The sequence below is a fragment of the Micromonospora antibiotica genome (assembly GCF_017599305.1).
In the GTDB taxonomy this organism is placed as follows: domain Bacteria; phylum Actinomycetota; class Actinomycetes; order Mycobacteriales; family Micromonosporaceae; genus Micromonospora; species Micromonospora antibiotica.
In genome coordinates this window covers 199,477-221,369 of the sequence record NZ_JAGFWR010000002.1, presented here as the reverse complement: position 1 = coordinate 221,369, position 21,893 = coordinate 199,477, and the positions used below count along the sequence as shown (strand labels likewise).

17 protein-coding genes are annotated in these 21,893 nt (G+C 73.0%); 10 read left to right on the top strand and 7 right to left on the bottom strand.

Annotation, left to right across the window (positions count from 1 at the left end; all coding sequences use genetic code 11):
• Nucleotides 1-31: 31 nt before the first annotated feature.
• The 7 genes from JQN83_RS05925 to JQN83_RS05895 all read left to right on the top strand — a co-directional run bounded on the left by JQN83_RS05925 (nucleotide 32) and on the right by JQN83_RS05895 (nucleotide 8,881).
• Entirely contained in the window at nucleotides 32-742 is a 711-nt protein-coding gene (locus tag JQN83_RS05925; RefSeq protein WP_208566027.1) for a siderophore-interacting protein, read from the top strand.
• The gene (locus JQN83_RS05920) at nucleotides 739-1,983 is read left to right on the top strand and encodes an MFS transporter (protein ID WP_208566026.1); all 1,245 of its coding nucleotides are present in this window, start codon (nucleotides 739-741) and stop codon (nucleotides 1,981-1,983) included. Before JQN83_RS05925 ends, JQN83_RS05920 begins: the two co-directional genes overlap by 4 nt.
• 187 nt (nucleotides 1,984-2,170) lie before the next feature.
• Nucleotides 2,171-3,721: a pyridoxal phosphate-dependent decarboxylase family protein gene (locus tag JQN83_RS05915; protein ID WP_208566025.1), complete on the top strand. Its 1,551-nt coding sequence runs from the start codon at nucleotides 2,171-2,173 to the stop codon at nucleotides 3,719-3,721.
• Nucleotides 3,722-3,745: 24 nt separating this feature from the next.
• The gene (locus tag JQN83_RS05910; RefSeq protein WP_208566024.1) at nucleotides 3,746-5,038 is read left to right on the top strand and encodes a lysine N(6)-hydroxylase/L-ornithine N(5)-oxygenase family protein; all 1,293 of its coding nucleotides are present in this window, start codon (nucleotides 3,746-3,748) and stop codon (nucleotides 5,036-5,038) included.
• Nucleotides 5,035-5,610 (top strand): GNAT family N-acetyltransferase, encoded by a 576-nt coding sequence (locus tag JQN83_RS05905; protein ID WP_208566023.1) that lies wholly within the window; start codon nucleotides 5,035-5,037, stop codon nucleotides 5,608-5,610. Before JQN83_RS05910 ends, JQN83_RS05905 begins: the two co-directional genes overlap by 4 nt.
• Nucleotides 5,607-7,391 (top strand): IucA/IucC family protein, encoded by a 1,785-nt coding sequence (locus tag JQN83_RS05900; RefSeq protein ID WP_208566022.1) that lies wholly within the window; start codon nucleotides 5,607-5,609, stop codon nucleotides 7,389-7,391. The genes JQN83_RS05905 and JQN83_RS05900 overlap by 4 nt, the downstream gene beginning before the upstream one ends.
• A complete protein-coding gene (locus tag JQN83_RS05895) occupies nucleotides 7,388-8,881 on the top strand; it encodes an MFS transporter (RefSeq protein ID WP_208566021.1) in 1,494 nt (497 codons plus the stop codon). The genes JQN83_RS05900 and JQN83_RS05895 overlap by 4 nt, the downstream gene beginning before the upstream one ends.
• A 90-nt stretch (nucleotides 8,882-8,971) precedes the next feature.
• Here JQN83_RS05895 and JQN83_RS05890 read toward each other — a convergent pair whose 3' ends face one another.
• Genes JQN83_RS05890 through JQN83_RS05865 form a run of 6 tightly spaced genes read right to left on the bottom strand, consistent with a single transcriptional unit; the run spans nucleotide 8,972 to nucleotide 15,194 of the window.
• Nucleotides 8,972-9,997 carry an STM4011 family radical SAM protein gene (locus tag JQN83_RS05890; RefSeq protein ID WP_307799047.1) on the bottom strand — a complete coding sequence of 342 codons (1,026 nt, stop codon included), beginning with the start codon at nucleotides 9,995-9,997 and terminating at the stop codon, nucleotides 8,972-8,974.
• A complete protein-coding gene (locus JQN83_RS05885) occupies nucleotides 9,994-11,319 on the bottom strand; it encodes an STM4012 family radical SAM protein (protein ID WP_307799046.1) in 1,326 nt (441 codons plus the stop codon). The genes JQN83_RS05890 and JQN83_RS05885 overlap by 4 nt, the downstream gene beginning before the upstream one ends.
• Complete coding sequence (locus JQN83_RS05880; protein WP_208566019.1) at nucleotides 11,316-12,119, bottom strand: STM4013/SEN3800 family hydrolase; 804 nt, start codon at nucleotides 12,117-12,119, stop codon at nucleotides 11,316-11,318. The genes JQN83_RS05885 and JQN83_RS05880 overlap by 4 nt, the downstream gene beginning before the upstream one ends.
• The gene (locus JQN83_RS05875) at nucleotides 12,107-13,303 is read right to left on the bottom strand and encodes an STM4014 family protein (RefSeq protein ID WP_208566018.1); all 1,197 of its coding nucleotides are present in this window, start codon (nucleotides 13,301-13,303) and stop codon (nucleotides 12,107-12,109) included. Before JQN83_RS05875 ends, JQN83_RS05880 begins: the two co-directional genes overlap by 13 nt.
• A 1-nt stretch (nucleotide 13,304) precedes the next feature.
• Nucleotides 13,305-14,255, bottom strand: coding sequence for an STM4015 family protein (locus tag JQN83_RS05870; RefSeq protein ID WP_208566017.1), 951 nt, complete (start codon nucleotides 14,253-14,255; stop codon nucleotides 13,305-13,307).
• A 6-nt stretch (nucleotides 14,256-14,261) separates the two neighbouring features.
• The gene (locus tag JQN83_RS05865) at nucleotides 14,262-15,194 is read right to left on the bottom strand and encodes an STM4015 family protein (RefSeq protein WP_208566016.1); all 933 of its coding nucleotides are present in this window, start codon (nucleotides 15,192-15,194) and stop codon (nucleotides 14,262-14,264) included.
• Nucleotides 15,195-15,397: 203 nt separating this feature from the next.
• Between JQN83_RS05865 and JQN83_RS05860 the strand changes: the two genes are divergently transcribed.
• A complete protein-coding gene (locus JQN83_RS05860; protein WP_307799044.1) occupies nucleotides 15,398-16,843 on the top strand; it encodes a pectinesterase family protein in 1,446 nt (481 codons plus the stop codon).
• A gap of 25 nt (nucleotides 16,844-16,868) precedes the next feature.
• On the opposite strand, the gene JQN83_RS05855 is transcribed toward JQN83_RS05860, so the two are convergent.
• Nucleotides 16,869-17,342 (bottom strand): low temperature requirement protein A, encoded by a 474-nt coding sequence (locus JQN83_RS05855; RefSeq protein WP_208566014.1) that lies wholly within the window; start codon nucleotides 17,340-17,342, stop codon nucleotides 16,869-16,871.
• A 203-nt stretch (nucleotides 17,343-17,545) separates the two neighbouring features.
• Here JQN83_RS05855 and JQN83_RS05850 point away from each other — a divergent pair, with 203 nt between their 5' ends.
• Both JQN83_RS05850 and JQN83_RS05845 read left to right on the top strand, forming a co-directional pair.
• A complete protein-coding gene (locus tag JQN83_RS05850; RefSeq protein ID WP_208566013.1) occupies nucleotides 17,546-19,738 on the top strand; it encodes a carbohydrate-binding module family 20 domain-containing protein in 2,193 nt (730 codons plus the stop codon).
• A 196-nt stretch (nucleotides 19,739-19,934) separates the two neighbouring features.
• Nucleotides 19,935-21,767 (top strand): right-handed parallel beta-helix repeat-containing protein, encoded by a 1,833-nt coding sequence (locus JQN83_RS05845; protein WP_208566012.1) that lies wholly within the window; start codon nucleotides 19,935-19,937, stop codon nucleotides 21,765-21,767.
• Nucleotides 21,768-21,893 lie beyond the last annotated feature (126 nt).

Sequence of the window (21,893 nt, the reverse complement as noted above, 5' to 3'; positions counted from 1 at the left end):
CTAACTTAGGCGGACCTTACCTGGAGGGCGTGTGAAACGGAACTGGGAGGCCCTGGTGCTCAAGGCCATGGGCGGCCGGGACTTCCGGCTGACCGTGCGGGGCACCGAGTCGGTCGGCGGGCACTACCAGCGTCTGCTGATGGACGACGGCGGTCTGCTGGCGGCGGGCAAGGTGCACCCCACCATGTGGATCCGGCTCTGGTTCGACGACGCCGGCCGGGCGCACCAGCGGGCGTACACGCTGGTCGACCCGGAGCCCGAGGCCGGCCGGTTCACCCTGGAGTTCGCCCTGCACGACGGGTGCGCGGCCCGGTGGGCGAGTACCGCGCAGGTCGGTGACACCATCGTCGCCACCCTCCAGGGCAGCGCCTTCGCCCTGCCCGACCCGGCACCCGCCCACCTCTACCTGGTCGGTGACGCCGCTTCGCTGCCGGCGGTGAACAGCCTGCTAGACGCCGCGCCCGACACCCCCGCCACGATCTGGTTGGAGTACGCCCACGACGGGGAGCGGGCGCTGGCCCTGCGTACCCGTGAACAGCACCGGGTCACCTGGGTGCCGCGCGGCGACGACGGGCAGCAACTCGTCGACACCGTCCGCGACGCGCTCCCGGCCGCGCCGGACGCCCACTACTGGGTGGCCTGCGAGGCGGCCACCACCCGTGCCCTCACCAAGCACGTGCGGCGCACCCTCGGGGTGGGCAAGCAGCAGCTGACCTCGCTGGGCTACTGGAGCGCCCGGTGAAGGGACGGCTCGGCACGCTCACCGCGCTCTACGTCACGCAGTACCTCGGCATCGGGTTCATCACCGTCGGACTGACCGCCATCCTGCGCGACGGCGGCACCTCGCTGGACACCCTGGCGTTGCTGCAGTTCGTCGGCCTGGTCTGGCCGTTGAAGTTCCTCTGGGCCCCGCTGCTCGACAGGTACGGCTCCCGCCGGCACGGGCACTACCGGTCCTGGCTGCTGCCGTTGCAGGCGGGCCTGGTGCTGAGCCTGCTGGCGCTGCTGCCGTTCGCCGATCCGACCCGGCAGCTCGGCCCGGTGGTGGCGATCTGCGCGGCCTACGTCTTCCTCTCCGCCACCCAGGACATCGCCGTCGACGCGGTCGCCGTCCGGGTGCTGTCCGAGGGGACCCGGGGGGCCGGCAACGGCATCCAGGTCGCCGCGAGTTACCTGGGCAACCTGCTCGGCGGGGGCGCGTGCGTGCTGGTCTACGACCGGTACGGCTGGGTGCCGGCGATCGGGCTGCTGGCCGCGCTGACCGCCGTCGGGCTGGTGGTGGTGTGGCGGCTGCGGGAACCGGAGCGGGTCGCCCGGGTGGCCGGTGCCGGGCAGGCGTACCGGGCGTTGCTGTCGGTGTTCGGGCAGCCCGGCTGCCGCTGGTGGACCTTCGGCGTGGTGCCGCTGGTCTACACCGGAGCCGGCGCGGCCTATGCCCTGGTCACCCCGGCGCTGGTCGACGCGGGCTGGTCGCTGGCCCGCATCGGCGTGGTCACCGGCGTGGTGATCAGCGCCCCGGCGATCGTGGCGGGCCTGCTCGCCGGGGTCGGCGTCGACCGGTTCGGCCGGGGTCGGCTGCTCGTCGTCGGGGGAGCGGCCCTCGCGGTCTCCACGGCGCTGCTGCTGCCCCTGATGAACGGGCGGGCCCCGCTGGGGACGACGGTCGCCGCCCTGTGCTGCTTCATGGCGGCGTACACCGTGGCCAACGTGGTGCTCTACGTGGTCAACATGGACTACTCGCGGCCGGAGACCGGGGGGACCGACTTCACCGTCCTGTCGTCGTTCGGGTTGGTCTGTTCGTTCGTCGCGGCCTCGATCGGCCTCGCCGCGGCCGACCGGGTCGGCTATCCCGCCGTGGCGGTCGCCTCGGTCGTGCTGGTCGCCCTCGGCGTGGTGGTGGGGTTGGGTCACCAGCGTCGGTTCCGGGTCGCGCCGACCCGGACGGCCGAGCCGGCGGCGCAGTCGGTCGGGGTGCCCGGCTGACCCTCCACCCGGCTGCCCCCCGTCGCCTGCCGGCCGATCCGCCCTCCGCCCTCCGGCGGGTGTCGGCGTTGACAAGAGGTTAGGTTAGGGTAGCCTAACTCGCGAGATCAACTGGGCCGCCGGGACGACCTGCCCCTGCCCCACCGTCCCTGCCAGTGCGCCCGTCACCGACCGTCGAGGACTGCCCATGAGCCTGCCCGGATCCACCGTCGAGGCCCCCGTGACCGGGACGCACCCCCTCCCGCCCCGCGCCCACCTGCTCAACGCCGGCACCGTCGCGGACTACCGACGGGCCGTCACCCAGGGCATCGAACGGGTGGCCGCCCGGGTGACCGAAGTGGACCGACCCGCCACCGGCGTCACCCCCGACGAGTTGGCCCCCCGGATCGCCGGCATCGACCTGGACCGGCCGCTCGGCGACACCACCGCCGCCCTCGACGAACTGCACGACGTCTACCTGCGTGACGCCGTCTACTTCCACCACCCGCGCTACCTGGCCCACCTCAACTGCCCGGTGGTCATCCCCGCCCTGCTCGGCGAGGCGGTGCTCAGCGCGGTCAACTCGTCCCTGGACACCTGGGACCAGAGCGCCGGCGGCACCCTGATCGAACGCCGGCTGATCGACTGGACCGCCGAGCGGATCGGCCTCGGCCCGGCCGCCGACGGCGTCTTCACCAGCGGCGGCACCCAGTCCAACCTGCACGCGTTGCTGCTCGCCCGGGAGGAGGCGTACGCCCGGATCGTCGGCGGCGGCACCGACCGGCCCAGCCGGCCCGAGGTGCTGTCCCGGCTGCGGATCATCACCTCCACCGCCGGGCACTTCAGCGTCCAGAAAGCCGCCAAGCTGCTCGGGCTCGGCGCCGACGCGGTGCTCACCGTCGCCACCGACGCCGGCCGACGGATGCGCACCGACGAACTCGCCGAGACCCTCGACCGGTGCCGCCGCGACGGCCAGACCGTGCTGGCCGTGGTCGCCACCGCCGGCACCACCGACTTCGGCACCATCGACCCGCTGGACCGGATCGCCGAGATCTGCACCGCCGCCGGGGTCTGGCTGCACGTCGACGCCGCGTACGGCTGCGGGCTGCTGGTCTCGCCGACCCGGCGGCACCTGCTCGCCGGCATCGAACGGGCCGACTCGGTCACCGTGGACTACCACAAGTCGTTCTTCCAGCCGGTCAGCTCCAGCGCCCTGCTCGTGCGCGACCGGCGGGTGCTGCGCCACGCCACCTGGCACGCCGACTACCTCAACCCGGCCCGGATGGCCGAGCGGCGCATCCCCAACCAGGTCGACAAGAGCCTGCAGACCACCCGCCGCTTCGACGCCCTCAAGCTCTGGCTCACCCTGCGCATCATGGGCGCGGACGCGGTCGGCGCGCTCTTCGACGAGGTGGTCGACCTCGCCGCCGCCGCCTGGCGGCTGCTCGCCGACGACCCCCGCTTCGAGGTGGTCACCCGCTCACAACTGAGCACTGTGGTGTTCCGCTACCTGCCGCCGGGCGCCGGCCGCGACGTCGTCGACGACGCCAACCTGTACGCCCGCGAGGCGCTGGCCGCCTCCGGCACGGCCCTCGTCGCCGGCACCAAGGTCGACGGCGCCCACCACCTCAAAATCACCCTGCTCAACCCCGAGACCACCCTCGACGACATCGCCCACGTGCTCGACCTGATCGCCGAACACGCCGGCTGGTACGCCCGCACCCGGGCCACCGCCGAGCTGTCCAGCCCCGTCGGCTGACCACCCGCCCTGGAGAAAACCCCTGTGTCGACCCACGACTTCATCGCCATCGGGCTGGGCCCGTACAACCTCGGGCTGGCCTGCCTGACCGCGCCGCTCGACGACCTCGACGGCCTGTTCCTCGAAGCCCGCGACGAGTTCGACTGGCACCCCGGCATGCTGCTGGACGCCACCCGGTTGCAGACGCCGTTCATCGCCGACCTGGTCACCCTGGCCGACCCGACCTCGCCGTACTCCTTCCTCAACTACCTGAAGGAATCCGGGCGGCTCTACCCGTTCTACATCCGGGAGAGTTTCTTCCCGCTGCGCCACGAGTACAACGACTACTGCCGGTGGGCCGCCGCGAAACTGCCCTCGGTCCGTTTCGGTCACCGGGTCACCTCCGTGGAGTACAACCCCGCCGACGACCGGTACGTGGTGCACGCCGTGGTCGACGGCGAACGGGTCACCCACCGGGCCCGGCACCTGGTGCTCGGCACCGGCACCCCGCCGCACGTCCCGGACGCCTGCCGGGGCCTCGGCGGCGACGTCATCCACAACTCCCGCTACCGGGAACACCGGGCGGCGTTGCGTACCAAGCGCAGCATCACCGTCGTCGGCAGCGGGCAGAGCGCCGCCGAGATCTACCATGACCTGCTCACCGACCTCGGCACCCACGGCTACCAGCTCAACTGGGTCACCCGGTCGCCGCGCTTCTTCCCCCTCGAATACACCAAACTCACCCTGGAGATGACCTCACCGGACTACGTGGACTACTTCCACGCCCTGCCCGAGGAGACCCGCTACCGGCTGGAGGGCACCCAGAAGAACCTGTTCAAGGGGATCAACGCCGACCTGATCAACGACATCTTCGACCTGCTCTACGCCCACCGGGTGCACGGGCCGGTGCCGACCCGGCTGCTGACCAACACCGAACTCACCAGCGCCCGGTACGACGAGACCACCGGGACCTACACCCTCGGGCTGCGCAACATCGAACAGGAGCACGACCTGACCCTCGACACCGAGGGGCTGGTGCTGGCGACCGGCTACCACTACCGGCTGCCGGAGTTCCTCGCCCCGATCCACGACCGGCTGCGCTGGGACTCCCACGGCCGGTTCGACGTGGCCCGTAACTACAGCATCGACCACACCGGCCGGAGGGTGTTCCTCCAGAACGCCGGCACCCACACCCACAGCATCACCTCACCCGACCTGGGCATGGGCCCGTACCGCAACTCCTGGATCATCCGGGAGCTGACCGGGCGCGAGCACTACCCGATCGAGCAGCGGATCGCCTTCCAGGAGTTCGGCGTTCCGGCCGGCGGCGCCTCGTGACCCCCGTCGTCCACCACCGGCACGACCCCGCGCTCGGTGGGTTCGCGTTGCGCACCCTCGACCCGGAGGGCGACGCCGCGCTGCTGCACGGTTGGGTGACCCACCCGAAGTCGGCGTTCTGGCTGATGCAGGACGCCGACGTCGACCGGGTCGCCCGGGAGTACCGGGGCATCGCCGACCACCCGCACCACGACGCGTACCTCGGGCTGTGGCGTGGCGACCCGGCGTTCCTCGCCGAACGCTACGACCCGGCCCGGGTCGAACTGGTCGGCCTCTACCCCGCGCAGCCCGGCGACGTCGGCATGCACTTCCTCTGCGCCCCCACCGACCAGCCGGTGCACGGCTTCACCCGGGCCGTCATCACCACCGTCCTGGACTGGCTCTTCGCCGACCCGGCCACCCGACGGGTCGTCGTCGAACCCGACGTGCGCAACACCGCCGTGCACGCCCTCAACGCCGCCGTCGGGTTCACCGTCGTCGGTCCGATCCGCAAACCGGAGAAGGACGCCCTGCTCAGCGTCTGCACCCGCGACCAGTTCCTGGCCGCCACCCGAGGAGACCTGCCCGCGTGAACCCCGCCGCCGCCGTGGCCCACCTGACCCCCGCCACCTGGGCCCGCGCCAACCGGCTGCTGGTCGCCAAGGCGCTTGCCGAGTTCACCCACGAACGCCTGATCGAGCCCGCCGCCACCGGGGACGGCCGGTGGGCCGTCCGCACCGACGACGGCACGGTCGAGTACCGCTTCACCGCCCGCCGCTTCGCCCTCGACCACTGGCAGGTCGACCCGGACAGCATCATCCGGCGACGCGGCGACGAGGACCTGCCGCCCGACGCCGTCGACCTCTGCCTCGAACTGCGCGGCGCGCTCGGCCTCACCGACCAGGTGCTCCCCGTCTACCTGGAGGAGATCACCTCCACCCTGGCCGGCACCGCGTTCAAGCTGGACCGGCCGGCGGTGGGCGCGGCCGAACTGGCCCGCGCCGACTTCCAGGCCATCGAGACCGGTATGACCGAGGGCCACCCGTGCTTCGTGGCCAACAACGGCCGGATCGGCTTCGGCGTGCACGAATACCACGCGTACGCCCCGGAGACCGGCCGGCCGGTGCGGTTGGTCTGGGTCGCCGCGCACCGCGACCACGCCACCTTCAGCAGCGCCGCCGACCTCGACTACCCGACCCTGCTGCGCACCGAACTCGGCCCGGACACCCTGGCCCGGTTCACCACCACCCTGACCGACGCCGGCCTCGACCCCGACGACTACCTGCTCATCCCGGTGCACCCGTGGCAGTGGTGGAACCGGCTCGCCGTCACCTTCGCCGGTGAGGTCGCCCGGCAGCGCCTGGTCTGCCTCGGCGAGGCCCCCGACGAGTACCTGCCGCAGCAGTCCATCCGCACCTTCTTCAACGTCACCGACCCGCAGCGGCACTACGTCAAGACCGCGTTGTCCGTGCTGAACATGGGCTTCCTGCGGGGCCTGTCGGCCGCCTACATGGAGGCCACCCCGACGATCAACGACTGGCTCGTCGACCTGGTCACCGGCGACCCGGTGCTCGCCGGCACCGGACTGACCGTCATCCGGGAGCGGGCCGCCGTCGGCTACCGCCATCCGCAGTACGAGGCGGCCACCGACCGCTACTCGCCGTACCGCAAGATGCTGGCGGCGCTGTGGCGGGAGAGCCCGGTGCCCGGCCTGGCCCCCGGCCGGCGGCTGTCCACCATGGCCGCCCTGCTGCACACCGACCGCGACGGAGGGTCGCTGGCCGCTGCCCTGATCGCCGAGTCCGGCCTGCCCCCACGGGAGTGGCTGCGTCGCTACCTCGACGCCTACCTGGTGCCGCTGCTGCACAGCTTCTACGCCCACCGGCTGGCCTTCATGCCGCACGGCGAGAACGTGATCCTGGTGCTGCACGACGGCGCGGTCGAGCGGGTGATCTTCAAGGACATCGCCGAGGAGATCGTGGTGATGGACCCCGACGTCGACCTGCCACCGCTGGTGCAGCGGGTCCGTGCCGCCATCCCCGACGACGAGCAGCTGCTGACCATCTTCACCGACGTCTTCGACTGCTTCTTCCGCCACCTCAACGCCGTGCTGGCCGGGGCCGGGGTGCTCGACGAGGACGACTTCTGGCGCACCGTCGCCGACTGCGTGACCGACTACGCCGCCCGGGTGCCGCACCTGGCCGACCGGCTGCGCCGGCACGACCTGTTCGCCCCGGAGTTCACCCTGTCCTGCCTCAACCGGCTGCAACTGCGCAACAACCAGCAGATGGTCGACCTCGCCGACCCGTCGGCGGCCCTCCAGTTCGCCGGCACCCTGAGCAACCCGCTCGCCCGGCACGCCCCGCCCCGATGAGCACCGCGCTGTCCGCCGCGCGGCCCGGCCCGGCGACCCCGTTGCGATCCCGATGGCTGATCCTGGCGGTGCTCTGCCTCGCCCAGTTGACCGTGGTGCTCGACAACACGGTGCTCACCGTGGCGGTGCCGGTGCTCACCACCGAACTGGACGCCAGCACCACCGACATCCAGTGGATGATCAACGCGTATGCGCTGGTGCAGTGCGGGCTGCTGCTCACCGCCGGCAGCGCCGCCGACCGCTACGGCCGCCGCCGGATGCTCGTCGCCGGCCTGGTGCTGTTCGGCGTCGGTTCGCTGGCCGCCGGGCTGGCCCGCTCCGGCGACCAGCTGATCGCCGCCCGCGCCGGCATGGGCGTCGGCGGGGCACTGCTGGTCACCGCCACCCTCGCCGTCGCCATGCAGGTCTTCGACGGGGCCGAACGCTCCCGGGCGATCGGCCTCTGGGCGGCCACCAGTGCCCTCGGGTACGCCGCCGGACCGCCCATCGGCGGGATCATCCTCGCCCACCTGCCGTGGGGGGCGATCTTTCTGGTCAACGTGCCCATCGTGCTGCTCTGCCTGGTGGCCGGTCTCGCGCTGGTGCCGGAGTCCCGCGACCCGGTGGGTGGGCGGCCCGACGTCGGTGGGGTGCTGCTGTCCACCGCCGGCCTCACCGGCGTGGTCTGGGCGATCATCGACGGTCCCGAGCGTGGCTGGACGGCACCGGCGGTGCTCGTCGCGGCCGGCGGCGGGGTGCTGCTGCTGGCCACGTTCGTCTGGTGGGAACGGCGGATCACCGCACCCATGCTGGACATGCACTTCTTCACCGACCGCCGGTTCGTCGGCGCGGTCACCGGGGTCGTCCTGATCACCTTCGGGTCCACCGGCGCGCTGTTCCTGCTCACCCAGGACCTCCAGTTCGTCCGCGGCTACCCGGCCTGGGAGGCGGGGCTGCGGATGGTGCCGTTCGCGCTGTCCATCGTGCTGCTCAACCTCGGTGGGGTCGCCACCCGGCTGATCCGCCGGCTCGGGGTGCCCGGGGCCATCGCGCTGGGCATGGTGCTGCTCTCCGCCGGCCTGACCCTGATCACCCACGTGCGCACCGACGGCTACGGCGTGCTGCTGACCGGGTTGCTGGTGATGGGCTTCGGCTGCGCCCTGGCCAACCCCGCGATCGTCGAGGCGGTGATGAGCGCCATCCCGCCGTCGAAGGCCGGCGTCGGCGCGGGGATCGACGGCACCATGGCCGAGGTGGGGGGCAGCCTCGGCATCGCCGTGCTCGGGGCGGTGCTCAACGCCCGGTTCGCCGCGCTCGCGCCGGTCGCGGTGGCCGGCGTCGGATCGTACCCGGCCGCGCTGGCCGCCGCCGCAGACGACACCGAACGCGCGCAGGTGACCGACGCCTTCTCGTCGGCGCTGGTCACCGGGCAGACCGCCGGGGCGGTGGCGGTGCTCGCCGGAGGGCTGCTCGCCGCCGGGCTGCTGCGCCGCGCCGAACGCACCCGCTGAGCGTGTCCGCCGTCGGGCGCACCCGCCGAGCACGCCTGCCGGGTGTCGCGGCAGCTCAGCGGGCCGCCCGGCTGCCGGTTTCCGCCCCGCTCAGCGGGCCGCCCCGCTGCCTACCGGCCAGGCGGCCGGGATTCGTTCCAGCAGCCCACCGGCGAACACGTCGCGCAACCCGAGCGGCTTGAGGTGGACGTACCCGATGTGGCAGTCGCAGAGCGCGGCGTCGCAGGCCCGGGGCTTCAGGGCGGCCCGCCACGACCCGTCGTAGAGGTTGCCGATCGGCGTGGGCCGGAAGTGGCAGCGGCGCACCGTGCCGTCACCCGCGACGGAGATCGCCGTCTCCCCGGCGTGGCAGGGCCGGTCGAGCGACGGGTGCGGACGGACGCTCCAGCCAAACAGCGGGTCCAGCGCCGTCCAGGCCGCCTCCTGGTCGGCGGGGTAGTGGTGCCCGTCGGCCGCGTTGACCCACAGGTACACCTCCGGGGGCAGGGCGGCCCGTAGCGCCCGCGCCTCGGCCAGGTGCTCGGGCAGGCCGACCACCCCCACCGAGTAGCGCACGCCCAGCTCGGACAGCCGGGCGCAGCGGGCGAGGAACCGGTCCCGGGCGACCTGCCCCGGGTGGTACGTCGTCCACAGTGCCGCCGTGGCCCGGTCGGCGTCGGCCAGCCAGTCCACCCGGGCGGCCAGGTTGGTCTGGATGACCACCCGGTCGACGTGCGGCAGGTGCGACAGCGCCACCATGGCGTCGCGGTACCAGCTGCGGGTAAGCCCCTCGCCCCACGGGGTGAACAGCACCGACAGCCGCCGGTCGGTGGTGGCCGCCACCCAGCCGGTGAACCGGTCCAGCGCCGCCCGGTCGGCGCGCAGCAGCTCCGGCGGGTCGACCCGCTTGGCGAACGGGCAGTACGGGCAGTCGTAGTTGCAGCTCGCCAACGGCCCCCGGTAGAGCACCGCCAGCTCCGCCCCGACGTCGGCGGCCCCGGCCCCGGAACACCCCGGCTGCGCCGCCCGGGACGTGACAGGGCGCAGCGGCAGCGCCGCCCGGGGCGTGACGGGGTGCAGCGGCTGCGCCGCCCGGGGCGTGACGGGGTGTGGCAACGACGGCGGCCGGCCGGTCACCGGGGCACGTACCCGGTCATCGCCTGCTGGACCCGGGCGGAGGTCAGCCACGGGCCGACCGCGTCGGAGCGGGCCAACCCGGCCGGGGTGAGCCGCAGCCCGTCGGCGCTGGCCCACCCCCGGGCGACCAGGTGCCCCAGCTCGGGGAAGTCCTCGCCCGGCGGCCGGCCGAACCGGGCGGTGTAGGCCGCCGCGTCGACCCCCTCGGCGCGCAGCAGCGACTTGAGCAGCCACCGGCGGCGCTGCTCGGCGCCGTCGAGGGCGAAACCGAACTCGGCGTGGCGGAAGTCGTCGGCGGGGCGGGCCAGGTAGTCGTCCAGCACCAACCGGACCTGCGACACGGAGACCGCGTAGTCGAACGAGTAGTGCAGCGCGGTGGTGTAGGAGCGCGCCCCGCACCCGAGGCCCACCATGCCGTCGTCCTGGCAGCAGTAGTCCGGCCCGTCCGGGGCGGGCACGTCGGCGCGGCGGAACTGCCGCATCGACTCCTGCCGGTAGCCGGCCGCGCCGAGGACCTGCACCGCCTGCTCGTAGAGGGCCAGCCGGTGGGTGTCCCAGTCGGCCCGGCCGTGCGCCCGCCGACCCAGCCCGGTCAACGGCCGCACGTACAGCGGGTAGAGGTACAGCTCCTCCGGCCGCCAGGCCAGCGCCGCGTCCAGGCTCTCCTGCCAGGTCGCCGCCGTCTGCCCGTCGATGCCGTAGATCAGGTCGATGTTGAGCACGGGGACCGCCGCGGCCCGGATCGCGCCGAGCGCCGTCTCCACCTCCGCGCGCCGCTGCGGCCGGCCGGCGGCCCGCGCCTCGACGTCGAGGAAGCTCTGCACGCCGATGCTCACCCGGTGCACCCCGTGCGCCGCCAGCACCGCCAGCCGCTCCGGCGTCGCGGTGGCCGGCGAGGTCTCCACCCCCAGCGGTACGCCCGGCAGCCGCGCCCCGGAGGTGCCGGTGACGATGTCGAACAGGTCGGTCAGCTCGTCGGCGGTCAGGTAGGTGGGGGTGCCCCCGCCGAACGCCACCCGGGCGTACCCGGCGTCGTCGCCGAGCGCGTCGGCGACCCGTTCCGCCTGCCGGCGCAGTTGCCGCAGGTAGGCCGTCACCTGCTCCTGCGGGGCGTTGGCCCGGGTGAACAGGTTGCAGAAGCCGCAGCGCATCTCGCAGAACGGCAGGTGCACATAGAGGAACAACGCGTCGCGGGCCTCGGCCCGCCACACGTCGGCCAGCAGCGGCCGGGGCCGCAACGCCCGGTAGGAGGTCTTGTGCGGGTACGCGTAGAGGTACTGCTGGTACGGCGAGCCGTCGAGGCCCGTGTCGGTGCTGGTCACCATTCCCCCGGTCGCAGAGTGAAGTGGGCGTACGGCACGGTCCACACCACGTTGTGGCCGACCCGGTGGCCGGTGTGCCCGTCCTCGCCGTACGCGGTGCCGTGGTCGGAACAGATGATCGTGAACACCGGCCGCCCCCGCCCGGTGAGCAGGGCGAACAGCCGGTCGACCCGGGAGTCGACGTACTCCAGGGCAGCGGCGTGACTGTCCCGGCTGTCGTGTGCCGCGCCGGGCAGGTGGTGCCGGTTGGGTTGGTGCAGGGCGGCGACGTTGAGGAAGGTGAACACCGGCCGGTCGGCGGGCTGGCCGGGCAGCACCTCGGCCAGCCGGTCGAGCTGCGCGTCCAGGCAGGTGGGGGAGGTGACCCCGAACGCCGGCTCCCAGTGCGCCTCGGCGAACAGGCCGGGCAGCACCGACCCGAGCGGGCTGCGCCGGTTGAAGAAGCCCACCCCGCCCAGGCAGAGCGTGTGGTAACCCGCCCCGGCCAGCGCGGTCGGCAGGTCGGGGGCGTCGAAGACCCAGGTGTCGGCCCCGGCGGTCTCGCTGCCCGGGAACGCCGCCGCGTACAGCCGCTCGTGCCGACCCGGCCCCACCGGGGTGGGCAGGAAGCCGGCGAAGAAGGCGTGGTGCGCGGCGTAGGTGAAGCTGGCGGGGGAGTGCCGCCGCTCCCACCGCCCGCCCGGCAACACCCGGGCCAGCCGGGGTGTCCGACCGGCTTCGGCCATCTCGTCGGCCACGTCGAAACGCAGTGTGTCCAGGGTGACCAGGCAGATGTCGTGACTGCCGATCAGCGTGCGCATCCGACCTCCTCCCGTCGCGTCGTCGCCGGCCCGCCGGCCGTCGGGCGGGCCGACCCGGTCGCCGTGCCGGCCACCGCGTCGCGCCCCGTCGCCGCCGTGCCGTCTCCGGGCGGGCGGGCCGGCGCTGTCGCCCGCCACCGGTCCCACCGGCCGCTGGTCAGCGCGTGCACCTGCTCGGCGTAGGTGTCCCGACCGTCGGCCAGCACGCCGGGCAGCAGGTCGCCGAACGCGTTGACCTCGGCGACCGCGTGCCGCCGCCAGCCCACCAGGAACATCAGGTCGACCCCGACATGCAGTGACCGGGGGAAACACGCCGCCGCCCGCTCGCAGGTCCGCATCGCCGCCGCCCAGGACTCCGGGCCGGCCGCGACCCGCAGCGCGTCCAGGTCGCCGCGCGCGTTGCCCAGGTGCAGGTTGGTCAGCGGGCCCCGGGCGGCCCGGACCACCGCGTGGGTGGGCCGGCCGGCGACCACCACCACCCGCAGGTCGACCACCCGGTCGGCCAGCCCGGCCTTGGGTAGCCACTGCTCCACGTGCAGGCCTTCCGGCGCGAGCCGGTCGACCAGTGCCGCGATGGTCGCCTCGTCGTCGTAGCGGCGCAGCCGCAGCGAGTTGAACAGCCCGTCCGGGGTGATCTCGATCGGGGTGACCGCCTGCACCCGGCGCGGCCCGACGGCGAGCGCGAGCACCCCGGCCGCCGACGAGCCGTGTGCCGGCTTGACGAACACCCGGTGCCAGCCGGCCGCCGTCATCGCCGCCCGCAACTGCGGGTAGCCGCCGACCGGCGGGAGCGCCGACGGCACCGGCACGCCGGCGGCCGACAGCAGCGCGTGGCAGCGGCGCTTGTCGCACAGCACCGCCACGTCGTCGGGGTGGTTGAGCAGCGTCGCGCCCCCGGCGGCCACCCGGCCCATTCCGGCCACCAGCCCGGCGTACGTGTCGGCGAGGCCGATCAGCTCCCCGTGCCGGGCGGGGGTGGCCGCGCCGCGCAGCAGCCGGTCCACCTCCGCGTCCTCGCCGGGGGAGTCGACCCGGACCAGGGCGTCGGCGTCCGGCGGGGCCGCCCCGGTGAGCACCCGCGCCCAGGGCAGCACCGCCGGGTCGGGCAACCCCGCCTCGCGTACGGCCCGCCGGAGCAGCGCGACCCGCCGGTTGTCGGGGTTGCCCACCACGGTCAGTCGCATGTCACTCCGACACCGCCGTGTAGCGGTAGGTCTCCCCGTCGTCCTCGTCGGCTTCCTGCGGTTCGGAGACGTCCACCTCGACGTCGGGCAACGCGGCGACGACCCGGTCGGCGGCCTCCTCCGACAGGTAGTGGTGGTGCAGGTCGAGCGCGGACAGGTGGGTGAGGGGCTGCCCGGCGAGCAGTGCGGCGAGCCCGTCGTCGGACAGGGTGCCCAGCGACAGGTCGAGCCGCTCCAACCGGGGCACCACGGCGGCGGTGGCGAGCGCGGCGGCCAACTCGTCGGTGATCACGGAGTTGCGCAGCCCGAGCCGGCGCAGCGCCGGGAAGAGCTTGCCGGCCAGCAACGCGTCCAGGTCGGCCACGGTGGTGTCCCCGCCGTAGTCGTCGGTGCCCAGCCACAGGTCCAGGTGGTGCAGTGCGGGCAGCTGCGAGCCGAGCACCGCGGCGACGAACTCCCGGGGCAGCCCGCCGCTCTGTACGGACAGCGTCCGCAGCCGGTCGTGGCGCACCGGGGAGAAGCTGAAGTCCTCGCCGCCGCGTACCCGCAGCACCTCCAGCTGCGGGTACGCGGTCAGCAACGGGCTGACGTCGCCGACCCGCATCCAGGAGACCTCGCACTCCTCGGTGACCATGTCGCCGAGGAACAGGGCCCGCAGCCGGGGCAGCCGGGGGGCCGCCGCGCAGAGCTGGGCGATCGGGGCGTGGTGGAACGCCGCGTATCCCCAGGCCCCGACGACCATCGCCTCGGCCTGGTCACCGACCTGCTCGACGAACCTGTCGAACCGGTCCCGGAACTGTTCCGACAGGGTGTCCTGCCGGGTGTTGCCGTCGAAGTGCCAGTCGGCGACCCGCCAGCAGACCGGGCCGTCCACGGTGGGCAGCGGACCGTCGGCGGGGAACTCGACCACCGGCCGGCCGGCGAACGTCTGCGCGTGGGAACCGAACGTCATCGCCGCTCACTCCCCGACCGCGGTGAACCGGTAGACGGTGCCGTGGTACTCGTCGGGCGTCTGCGGGTCGTCCAGGTCGACCTGGACACCGGGCAGCGCGTCGGTCAGCCGCTGTGCGACCTCGGGGGAGAGGAAGTGGTGGTGCAGGTCGAGGCGGCGCAGGTGGGTCAGCGGCTGCCCGGCCAGCAGCGCCTCGGCGCCGGGGTCGGTGAGCACGCCCATCGACAGGTCGAGCACCTCCAGCCGGGCCACCACCGGGGCGGTGGCCACCGCCCGCGCGACGTGGTCGGCGAACTCGGCGTTGCAGACCGCCAGGTGCCGCAGCGCGGGCAGCCGGTCGCCGGCCAGGATCGCGGCCAGGTCGTCGACGCCGGTGTCGCCGCCGTAGTCCTGCCGGCCGAGCCACAGGTCGAGCCGGTGCAGGGCGGGCAGGTCGCTGTCGCCCACCGCCCGGGTCACCTCGGCCGGCAGGCCGCCGGTCTGGAAGCCCAGTTCCCGCAGCCCGGTGTGGCGTACCGGTTGCAGGGTCAGCTCGTTGGCCCCGCGCACCCACAGCGTCTCCAGCTGCGGGTAGGCGGTGAGCAGCGGGGTGAGGTCACCGTGGGTGAGCCAGGAGATCTCGCACTGCTCGCTGACCAGGTCGGCCAGGAACACCGCGCGCAGGGCGGTCCAGTCCTTCGCGGCGTCGGCCAGCAGGTCGACCGGCAGGGCCCGCTCGTATGCCGAGCCCCACTCGCCGATCACCAGGGCGTGGACCGCCTCGCCGGGCACCTCCGCCCGCAGCGCCGCGACCAGGCCGGCGAACTCCTCCGGCTCGGCCTCGAAGTCCTCGACCTCCAGCCGCCAGGCGACGGCCGACGGGTCGTCGGGCAGGGTCATCCCCGGTGTGAAGGGGAACACCGGCATTCCGGCGAACGACGACATGTGCGAACGGATCACGCCTACCTCCGGCTCGACTGGTGTGACAGCGGCGCGACCGTAACAGGCCCGACCGACAGGATGATCAGCACCGGATGACCGAACGGGCCCGCGCCCACCGGGAGTGCCCGGTCGGTGACGCTTTACAGCGGAGGTCGGGTATGCAAGGCTCATGTGAGCGCTCCCACGGCGGTCCGTGTTCGGATACCCCGGGGAGTTCGCTCGTGAGAAATCGCACCCGGCGGGCGGCGTCGATCGTCGCCACCGCCGTCACCACCACCCTCGTCGCCGGTGTCGTCACCGCCGTCTCGGCGCAGGCCGCCGCCGGCTGTCAGGTCACCTACCAGGTCGGTGCCCAGTGGACCGGTGGCTTCACCGCCGCCATCTCGATCAAAAACCTGGGTGACCCCGTCAACGGCTGGCGGCTCGGCTGGACCTTCCCCGCCGGGCAGACCATCACCAGCGCGTGGGGCTTCACCGCCAGCCCGGCCAGCGGCGCCGTCGTCGCCACCAACCTCGACTACAACGCCGCCATCGGCACCGGTGGCGTGGTGGACGTCGGGTTCAACGGCACCTGGACCGGCAGCAACCCCGACCCCGCCGGCTTCACGCTCAACGGCACGGCCTGCACCGGGACGACCACCCCCACCACCGCCGCGCCGACCACCCCGCCACCGCCGACCACCCCGCCCCCGACGACGCCGCCCCCCACTACCCCGCCTCCGCCGACCACCCCACCGCCGACCACGCCTCCGCCGACCAGCGGGACGCCGACGGTCGCCTCGGACGGCACCGGCAGGTACCGCACGGTGCAGGCCGCCATCGACGCGGTGCCGGCGAACAGTTCCAGCCGGACCACGATCACCATCAAGCCCGGCACCTACCGCGAGGTCGTCCGGGTGGCCTCGAACAAGACCAACGTCACCCTGCGGGGCCTCGGCTCGGCGCCGTCGAACGTGGTGCTCGTCTACAACAACTCCGCCGGCACCCGTAAGCCGGACGGCACCACCTACGGCACCTTCAACAGCGCGAGCATGTTCGTCGACGGGGCGAACTTCGTCGCCGAGAACCTGACCATCGCCAACGACTTCGTGGAGAACTCCTCGGGCGTCGACCAGCAGGCGGTGGCGCTGCACCTGAACGCCGACCGGGCGGTGCTGCGCAACGTCCGGCTCCTCGGTGACCAGGACACCTTCCTGGTCAACGACAAGACCCGCGCGTACGTGGTCGGCTCCTACGTGGAGGGCACCGTCGACTTTATTTTCGGCGGCGGCACGATCGTCGTCGACAGCAGCTCGATCTACGAGAAGCGGTCGACCGGTGGACCGATCACCGCCGCCCGGACGCCGGCCAGCAAGACGTACGGGATGCTGATCTACCGGTCGACGATCACCGGGGCGACGAACAACACCACCCAGCTCGGTCGCCCGTGGGGGCCGGACGCCCAGGTCCTCTACCGCGAGTCGACGCTCAGCGCGACCCTGAAGACCGCCCAGCCCTGGATCGACATGTCCGGCAACGTGTGGCAGAACGCGCGGTTCCGCGAGTACCGCAACACCGGGCCCGGTGCCGGCACCAACGGCAACCGTCCCCAGCTCAGCGACGCCCAGGCGGCCACCTACACGCCGCAGCGCTACCTGGCCGGCAGCGACGGCTGGAACCCGATGTGAGCGTCCGGCCGACGGCGGACGAACCTTACCCGGGGTGACCCCGGTCCCCGCGTCGGAACCGACGCGGGGACCGGGACGGTCCGCGCGGCAGTGGCAGGGCCTGGCTGACGACGTAGTCGACGATGCCGGCCCGCACCCACAGCAGCACCTGCGCGGCGATTATCCGGTCGGTGGGCAGCGCGGTGCGCGGCAGCAGCGCCGCGCCGGTCAGCAGGCCGGCGGCCAGGACCGGGGGCACGGTGAGCGCCAGGACGTCGCGCGCCCGCAGCTGCGGCGACGAGTACAGGCGCAGGCCCAGGTAGCAGCAGCGTACGGCGAGATAGCAGCCCACGAACCACGGCGGCGTGTCGATCCCGCCGGGTGGGTCCTGGAACGCCTCCCGGGTGGTGACGGCGAGCGCGAACATCACCGGGGTGGTGGCCAGCAGGGTGAGCCGGGCGATGCCGTAGTTGGCGCGTACCCGGTTGCCGAGCCAGGCGAACAGCGACCAGGACCGCAAGCCCCCCGATGCGGGTGATGGCGACGCAGGGTGAGCCCGCCGCGCCCAAGGGTGCAATGTTTTGCGGATCATTGCCGGCAGATGTCGAAAACTCTGCCGCAAGGCCTTGCAAAACCTTTCATCGATGCCGCATCGTCTTCTCCACCGGACGGCCGTCCCACCGCCCAGCGCCTCTTCGACCCCCGGAAGTAGGTCCACTCCCGATGTCCGCACCCCGCGTTTTCCGGGGAACCCGTCTGCGACGGGGCCTCCTCGCCCTCGCTGTCACCGCCTCCTCCCTCGCCGCGCTGAGCGCGCTGCCGGCCACCGCCCCCGCGACCGCCGCCGTAGCCCTCAACGACAGCGAGGTCACCGCCAACCTCTGGGAATGGAACTGGCGCTCCGTCGCCGCCGCGTGCACCGACCACCTCGGTCCGGCCGGCTACGGCGCGGTGCAGGTCGCCCCGCCGCAGGAGTCGGTCAGCCTGCCGAGCAGCGCCGACGGCGTCCACCCCTGGTACGAGGTGTACCAGCCGGTCTCCTACCGGCTGGAGAGCCGCTTCGGCACCCGGCAGCAGTTCGCCGACATGGTCACCACCTGCCACAACGCCGGCGTGCGGGTGTACGTCGACGCGGTGGTCAACCACATGGCCGGCGCCAACAACCCCGAGTCGGTCGTCGGGTACGCCGGCACCGACTTCTCCGGCCCCGGCTACAGCTTCCCGGCCGTGCCCTACGGCACCGGCGACTTCCACCGCCCGGGTGACAACTGCCCGACCTCCGGTGCGATCAACGACTGGAACAACGAGGCCCAGGTGACCAGCTGCGAGCTGCTGTCCCTGACCGACCTCTACACCGAGAAGGACAGCGTCCGTACCAAGGTCGCCGGCTTCCTCAACGACCTGGTCGGCCTCGGGGTCGACGGGTTCCGGGTGGACGCGGTCAAGCACGTCAAGAAGGACGACTTCGCCGCGATCCTCGGCAAGGTGCGCAACACCACCGCCGAGAACAAGCGCCCGTACGTCGCCCAGGAGATCTTCGACGGGGCCAGCAACGACGCCCTCAAGGCCCGCGCCTTCACCGGCAACGGCGACGTGCTCGACTTCGGGTACGCCAAGGGCCTGAAGTCGGCGTTCCAGGGCTCGATCGCCAACCTGGCCAACGTCGGCAGCTGGAACCTCGACGCGCCGAGCGCCAACGTGTTCGCCATGGTCACCAACCACGACCTGGAGCGCGACGGGGTGGTGCTGTCCTACCGCGACGGCAGCGACTACGTCCTGGCCAACTACTTCGCGCTGGCCTACCCGCACGGCAAGCCGTCGGTCTACGACAGCTTCACCTGGTCCAACCGCAACCAGTCGCCGCCCGCCGACGGCAACGGCTACGTCACCGACACCGTCTGCGGCAACAGCTGGAACTGCCTGACCCGGTCCACCGGGATCAAGGGCATGGTCGGCTGGGCGAACACCGCGAAGTCGGTCAAGACCGTCTCCGACTTCACCGTGGTCAACAGCAACGTCATCGGCTTCCACCGGGGCGACCGGGCCTGGATCGGGATCAACGACTCCGGTTCCGCCAGCACCGCCACCTTCACCACCGGCCTGGCCGACGGGTCGTACTGCGACGTGATCTCCGGGGCGCGCGGCGGGTCCGGCTGCACCGGCACGACGGTGACCGTCAGCGGTGGCCGGGCCACCGTGCAGATCCCCGCCAACGGCGCGGTGGCGCTGCACGTCAACGCGAAGAGCGGCCCGGCGACCACGCCCACCGCCACCCCGACGCCCACGGCCAGCGCCACGCCGACGCCGACCGCGCCGGCCGGCACGGTTGCCACCACCTTCACCGTCACCGCGTCCCTCGCCGGTGGGCAGGACGCCTACGTCGTCGGCAGTGTGCCGGCGTTGGGTTCGTGGGCCCCGGCCGCCGCGGTCAAGCTGACCGCGCTGGGCGGGGGGACCTACCGGGCGGTGGTCAACCTGCCGGCGGCCACGGCGGTGGAGTTCAAGTTCCTCAAGAAGACCACGGCCGGCGTGGTGAACTGGGAGTCGGGGAGCAACCGGACGTTGACCACGCCGGGCAGCGGCACCGCGTCGGTCACCGACACCTTCCGGGGCGACCCGGCCGGCACGCAGGGGGCGTCGTTCACGGTCAACGCCACCACCTCGTACGGGCAGAACGTCTTCGTGGTGGGCAGTGTCGCGGCGCTGGGCTCGTGGAACCCGGCGAACGCGGTGGCGCTCTCCTCGGCGGCGTACCCGCTGTGGCGGGCCACGGTCGCCCTGCCGGCGAACACGACGTTCGAGTACAAGTACCTGAAGAAGAACCCCGACGGCACGGTGACCTGGGAGTCCGGGGGCAACCGCAGCGCCACCGTCGGGTCGACCGGCTCGTGGAGCGCCACCGACACCTGGCGGTGACGCCGGGCGGGTGCGGCGGCCGGTCCCCTTCCCGGGGGTCGGCCGCCGCGCCGTCGGTGCCGGGGCACCGGCGCGGCGTCGATGGCGGTGGGGGCGGGCATCTCAGTTTGACGAATGTCGATGCGTGCTCGTATCGTCCGGGAAAGCGCTTTCTCTGAGCCGCCGCCCCGTCCGCCCACCGTCGGAGGTACGCCTCATGCGACCGTCCCGCCAGCGTCGGCTGGCCCTGCTGCTCGCCGCGGTGCTCGTGCCCGTGGTCGCCCTCCTGGTCGGACCGGTCACCACCGCCTCCGCCGCCACCGCGTTCAGCGACGACTTCACCGACGGCGACACCGTCGGCTGGTCGAAGTCGGGTGGCACCTGGACGGTCGTCACCGACGGCTCCCCGGCCGTCCGCCAGTCCAACGCCGGCAGCGAGAACGCCCGGCTCTTCGCCGGCAGCAGCGGCTGGACCGACTACCTCGTCCAGGCCAGGGTGAAACCGCTCAGCCTCGGCACCGGCGGCCAGGTCGGCCTGCTGGCCCGCGCGTCCGGGTCGACGCGCTACTACCGGCTGGCGCTGCTGCCCGGCAACCAGGTGCAGTTGCAGGCGGTGAACGGCGGCGCGGTCACCGTGCTGGCCGGCATCGTCCACCCCGTGACCACCGGCACCTGGCACACCCTCGTCGTCGAGGTCGTCGGCAGCACCGTGCGGGGCCGGGTCGACGGGGTCTTCGTCGGCGAGGTCACCAGCTCGCTGAGCGGAGCCGGCCGGATCGGGCTGCAGACCGCGTCCGCGTCGGCGTCCTTCGACGACGTCCTGGTCAGGGACAACGACGTCCCGCCGACCACCCCGCCGGCCCCCACCCACACCCCGCCGCCGAGCCCGACCACACCCCCGGTGACCCCGCCGGCCACCACCCCGCCGCCGTCGACCCCGCCGCCCGGGACCGTGGTGCTGGTGGTCGCCACCGACGGTGACGACGCCAACCCCGGGACGCTGGCCCGGCCGTTGCGCACCATCCAGCGCGCGCACGACCTGGCCGAGCCCGGCACCACCATCGCGGTACGCGGCGGCACCTACGCGCCGACCAGCACCATCAAGATCCTCAAGGACGGTACGTCGTCCCAACCGATCACCCTGACGAACTACCAGGGTGAGAAGGTGGTCATCGACGGTGAGAACATGCCGTACACGCCGGGCGCGGTGGGTTCCAGCATCCCCCGGGCCGACCGGGGCGCGCTGCACGTCGAGGCCGACTGGTGGCGGTTCGTCGGCCTGGAGATCGTCCATGGCCCGTACGGCATCTTCGGCGTCGACACCAACTACGGCAGGTACGAGCGCCTGGTCACCCGGGACAACTACGAGTCCGGGCTGCACCTGCAGGGCGCGTCCAGCGGCAACCGGATCATCAACCTGGACAGTTACGGCAACCGGGACCCCCGCAAGAACGGCGAGAGCGCCGACGGGCTGGCCATCAAGGAGGGCTCGGGCCTCGACAACCGGGTGAGCGGTGCGCGGCTGTGGCGCAACTCCGACGACGGGTTCGACGCCTGGCTGTTCCAGTCGCCGATCCTGATCGAGGACAGCGTCGCCTACGACAACGGCTACAACTACTGGAACCTGCCCGACTACGCAGGAGACGGCAACGGCTTCAAGCACGGCGGCGGCAACGACCCGCGCCCCGCCGTCGACCACGTCACCCGCAACAGCATGGCCTGGGGCAACTCGGCGGGCGGCTTCATCGACAACGGCAACCCCGGCACGCTGTTGTTCGACCGCAACACCGCGTGGCGCAACGGTAAGGCCGGCTTCGACGTGTCCCGTTCCACCTCCCAACTGCACCGTAACCTGGCGGTCGGCAACACCCCCGACGTGTCGCCCGGCTCCTCGACCGGGGCTGACAACTCCTGGAACCTCGGCGGCGACTGGCCACTGGTCAGCACCGACCCGACCACGATCACCGGTCCCCGGGCCGCCGACGGGTCCATCCCGCGGTCGAACTTCCTGCGCCCGGCCAACGGTGTCGACGTGGGTGCCCGGCTCTGAGCCACCCGACCCGGTCGTGCTCCCGCCCGCACCGGCGGGAGCACGACCGACCCGTCCGGGCGGACCGGCCCGCCGGCCCCGACCGGTGTGGTCGGGGCCGGCCGGGCGGCGCGGCGTCGCCCGACG